Below are 3,925 nucleotides of genomic sequence, written 5' to 3' on the forward strand. Positions count from 1 at the left end.
ACGAAATCGGGCGAGTCCGAGCCGGGACCCCCGATCTCCTCACCGAATCGCGGGGGTGATCGCGGGGGTGAGGGCGGGGGCGGGGGCGGGAGCGGGGGTGTGCCGCGGTGGGTCACGGCGTTCATCGACCAGCCCGCCGACTCGGCCAGCAGCGCACTGGCGTTCTGGGAGGGGGTCACCGGCACGCAGGCGTCGCCGCCTCGGGGGGAGAACGACGAGTTCCGCACGTTGCTGCCGCCGCACGGCGATGCCTACCTCCGCCTCCAGGTCGTCCCGGACGGTCTTCCACGGGTCCACCTGGACCTGCACGTGGACGACCTGGCGGCGGGGCAGGAAGCCGCGGTGCGCGAGGGTGCCACGATCACGGCCGAGCCCGGCACCCACGTCGTGCTCAGCTCACCGGGTGGCATGCCGTTCTGCCTCGTGCCGTACGAGGGTGAGCACGAGGTGCCCGCACCGATCGCGTGGGAGAGCGGTGCGCGAAGCGTCCTCGACCAGGTGTGCCTCGACATCCCGCCGGCGTCGTACGCCGACGAGTGCCGGTTCTGGGCCGGGCTCACCGGGTGGACGTTCCGTGACGAGGACACTCCGGAGTTCGCACGGCTCGTGCGGCCGGAGGGGATGCCGTTGGGCATCCTGCTCCAACGCCTGGAGGACCCGCCTGCGCACGGCGCGGTGACCGCTCACCTCGACCTCGCCGGTGGCCGGGACGGAGCCGATGCGGTGGCCGACCGCCACAAGGCGCTCGGTGCCGACGAGCGGTGGAGGTCGCAGGGGTGGATCACCCTGCGCGATCCTTCTGGCCTCAACTACTGCGTCACCCGGCGAGAGCCTCCGCGATGAGTTCGCGGTCGGGTCGCGGTCTGTCGAGAGACCGACACCAACCAACGAGGAGCTCGCCATGGATCGTGCCCTGCCGCAACCGCTCGACCACACGTTCACCGCGCCGATCGAGAAGGACGGCGCCTTCGCCACCTATCTCACCGTTCCCGGTTCTGCTGAGCTGCTGGGGACGCGCCGCGCGGTGAAGGTCACTGGGACCATGGACGGTCACCCGTTCGCGGCCACGCTGATGCCGTCCGGACAGGGACCCCACTGGCTTCCCGTCCGTAGGGACCTCTGTCGAGCGATCGGCAAGGACGCCGCGGGCGAGCCGGTCGACGTCCGCCTCGAGCAGCGGCTGAGCTGACCTACGCGCCGTCGCCGGCGACAGGTGCCGAGAGTCGCGCGCGACCGGACTGGTTGATCTCGGCCCAGACGACGTCCAGGGAGAGGTCGAGCGCATCGGCGAGCGCGGCGATGGTCGTGAAGGCCGGGGTCGCGACGCGGCCCGCCTCGATCTTGCGGAGGGTCTCCGGCGAGACGCGGGCGTCGAGCGCGATGTCGAGCATCGAGCGGTCACCCCTCGCGCGACGCAGCAGGGTGCCGAGGCGCCGTCCTCGCTCCACCTCGGCCGCCGTGTGCGGCAACCTGACCATGCGGCGATTCTAGACCGGGATAACCTGACCGGGATAGTTATTGGTACGAGGAAGGCGCCGCATGATCGAGATCCTGACCCCCGCCCGGCTGCCCCGAGCGAGGGAGACCGGAGCACTGGTCGCCGACATCCTGCACACGCTCAAGGGTCGCGCCGCGGTCGGGACGAACCTCCTCGACATCGACCGGTGGGCCCAGACGATGATCGTCGAGGCGGGGGCGCAGTCCTGCTACGTGGACTATGCGCCGGCCTTCGGTCGCGGGCCGTTCGGGCACTACATCTGCACGTCCGTCAACGATGCCGTCCTCCACGGCCTGCCCCACGACTACACGCTCGTCGACGGTGACCTGGTGTCGCTCGACCTGGCCGTCTCCCTGGGTGGTGTGGTCGCCGACTCGGCCATCAGCTTCGTGGTGGGCGACTCGCCGGCCCCGGAGGACGTCGCGCTGATCGACGTGACCGAGCGCGCCCTGGCGGCCGGGATCGCCGTCGCCGGGCCGGACGCTCGCGTCGGTGACGTCGCCCATGCCATCGGGACGGTGCTCAGCGAGGCGGGATATCCGATCAACACCGAGTTCGGCGGCCACGGTGTCGGGTCGACGATGCACCAGGACCCGCACATCCCCAACACCGGGCGGCCCGGCCGTGGTTATCGGTTGCGGCCCGGGCTGCTGCTGGCGCTGGAGCCCTGGGTCATGGCCGACACCGATCGGCTCGTCACCGATGCCGACGGGTGGACGCTGCGCAGCGCGACCGGCTCCCGTACGGCGCACAGCGAGCACACGGTCGCCATCACTGCCGACGGGGCCGAGATCCTGACCCTGCCCAGGCAGGCGCGCGGACAGGCCGGCGCCGACCCGTCGAGCTAGGCCGTACGCAGCTGCGCGGCCAGCGGGCAGTCGAACGGGTCGCGCGCTCGCAGGCCGACGTTGTTGAGGTAGTCGACGACGATCCGGTACGACCGGAGCAGCCCGACCTCGGTGTACGGGACGCCGTGCCGCTCGCAGAACCGGCGGACGATCGGCTGCGCCCGCCGCAGGTTGACGCGCGGCATGCTGGGGAAGAGGTGGTGCTCGATCTGATAGTTCAGGCCGCCCATCATCAGGTCGGTGAACGGACCACCGCGAACGTTGCGCGAGACGAGGACCTGACGCCGCAGGAAGTCGAGGCGCATCGCCTCCGGCACGATCGGCATGCCCTTGTGGTTGGGGGCGAACGACATGCCCAGGAGCACGCCGAACACCGCCATCTGCACCGCGAAGAACGCCACGGCCATGCCGAGCGGGAGCGCGACCAGGAGGATCACCACGAACGCGAGGAGGCGGAGCGACACGACGGTCAGCTCGAGTCGCCGCCACGGAAGGCCCGAGGAGCGGTCCATCGTCGTGCGGACGCTCGCATAGTGCAGGTTGAGCCCTTCGAGGGTGAGCAGGGGGAAGAAGAACCAGCCCTGGTTGGCGGCGAACCAACGGCCGAACGCCGTCCGGCGCTGCTGCACGATCTCGGGGGTGAAGGCCAGAGCACCGGGGGCGATGTCGGGGTCGACGACCTCCTGGTTGGGGCCCTTGTGGTGCTTGTTGTGCTTGGCGCGCCACCAGCCGTAGCTGAGACCGGCGAACCCGCAGGCGAGGACGCGGGCGGCCCATGCGTTGGCCGCTCCCGAGCGGAAGATCTGCCGGTGCGCGGCGTCGTGGCCGAGGAAGCCGAACTGTGTCATGACGAAGCCGAGCGCTGCTGCGACCGCCAGCTGCCACCACGAGTCGCCGATCAGGAAGAAGGCCACCCAGAGTGCGAAGAACGCACCGATGGTCGCGGTGATGCGCACGGCGTACCAGCCGTGCCGGCGCTCGAGCAGACCGTGGTCGCGGACCTCGTTGAGCAGCTCGGAGAAGCGTGCCGTCGTCGGATGGGCGGACGGGCGGGTGGGTTCGGCCTGGAGGGTCATGGGACCTCGAATCGTTCGTCGGCGAGCGCGCGTTCCGCGCTCGTGTCTCGACGCTAGGATTCGGGATCCGCTCTCGCAAGGGGCCCACGGCCAGGTCGTCGGTGGTGCTAGTACCACCTAGCCTACGGGCTCGCGGCGGCGGGTGGTTGTGGCGAGGATGCCGGTGGCGAGTCGTCGCCGATCCGACGTTGCATCCAGGCCACGTCCTGCCACGCTCCGTGCTTCCAGCCGATCTCCCGCAGCGTCCCCACCGGCGAGAACCCGAGCGCGGCGTGGAGCCCGATGCTCGCAGGGTTCGGCAGGGCGATGCCGGCGACGAGGGTCCTGAACCCGCGCTCGTCGAGCCGCGTGAACAGCGCGTCGTAGAGAGCTCGGCCCGCGCCGCTGCGTCGCGGTGCGGTCTCACCCAGATACACGCTGACCTCGCACGACCAGGCGTACGCCGGTCGCGTCTTGAACGGTGCTCCGTACGCGTAGCCGCACACCCGGTCGCCGTCGACGAG

6 protein-coding genes are annotated in these 3,925 nt (G+C 70.6%); 3 read left to right on the plus strand and 3 right to left on the minus strand.

All coding sequences use genetic code 11. From position 1 onward, the window contains the following. The coding region (locus PV363_RS14820) for a VOC family protein (protein ID WP_366525492.1) at window positions 1-843 on the plus strand (843 nt) is incomplete at its 5' end. A gap of 58 nt (window positions 844-901) precedes the next feature. Next, a complete protein-coding gene (locus tag PV363_RS14825) occupies window positions 902-1,189 on the plus strand; it encodes a DUF1905 domain-containing protein (RefSeq protein WP_220345629.1) in 288 nt (95 codons plus the stop codon). 1 nt (window position 1,190) lies between these two features. Here PV363_RS14825 and PV363_RS14830 read toward each other — a convergent pair whose 3' ends face one another. Next, window positions 1,191-1,478 carry a helix-turn-helix transcriptional regulator gene (locus PV363_RS14830; protein ID WP_220342680.1) on the minus strand — a complete coding sequence of 96 codons (288 nt, stop codon included), beginning with the start codon at window positions 1,476-1,478 and terminating at the stop codon, window positions 1,191-1,193. A 61-nt stretch (window positions 1,479-1,539) separates the two neighbouring features. Here PV363_RS14830 and map point away from each other — a divergent pair, with 61 nt between their 5' ends. After that, the gene (map, locus tag PV363_RS14835; protein WP_301022717.1) at window positions 1,540-2,346 is read left to right on the plus strand and encodes a type I methionyl aminopeptidase; all 807 of its coding nucleotides are present in this window, start codon (window positions 1,540-1,542) and stop codon (window positions 2,344-2,346) included. On the opposite strand, the gene PV363_RS14840 is transcribed toward map, so the two are convergent. Beyond that, a complete protein-coding gene (locus tag PV363_RS14840) occupies window positions 2,343-3,422 on the minus strand; it encodes an acyl-CoA desaturase (protein ID WP_220366653.1) in 1,080 nt (359 codons plus the stop codon). The genes map and PV363_RS14840 overlap by 4 nt on opposite strands. Window positions 3,423-3,544: 122 nt before the next feature. Next, a partial coding sequence (locus PV363_RS14845; protein ID WP_301022718.1) for a GNAT family N-acetyltransferase occupies window positions 3,545-3,925 on the minus strand: 381 nt, incomplete at its 5' end.

The sequence above is a fragment of the Mumia sp. genome, assembly GCF_028803055.1.
Classification (GTDB): domain Bacteria; phylum Actinomycetota; class Actinomycetes; order Propionibacteriales; family Nocardioidaceae; genus Mumia.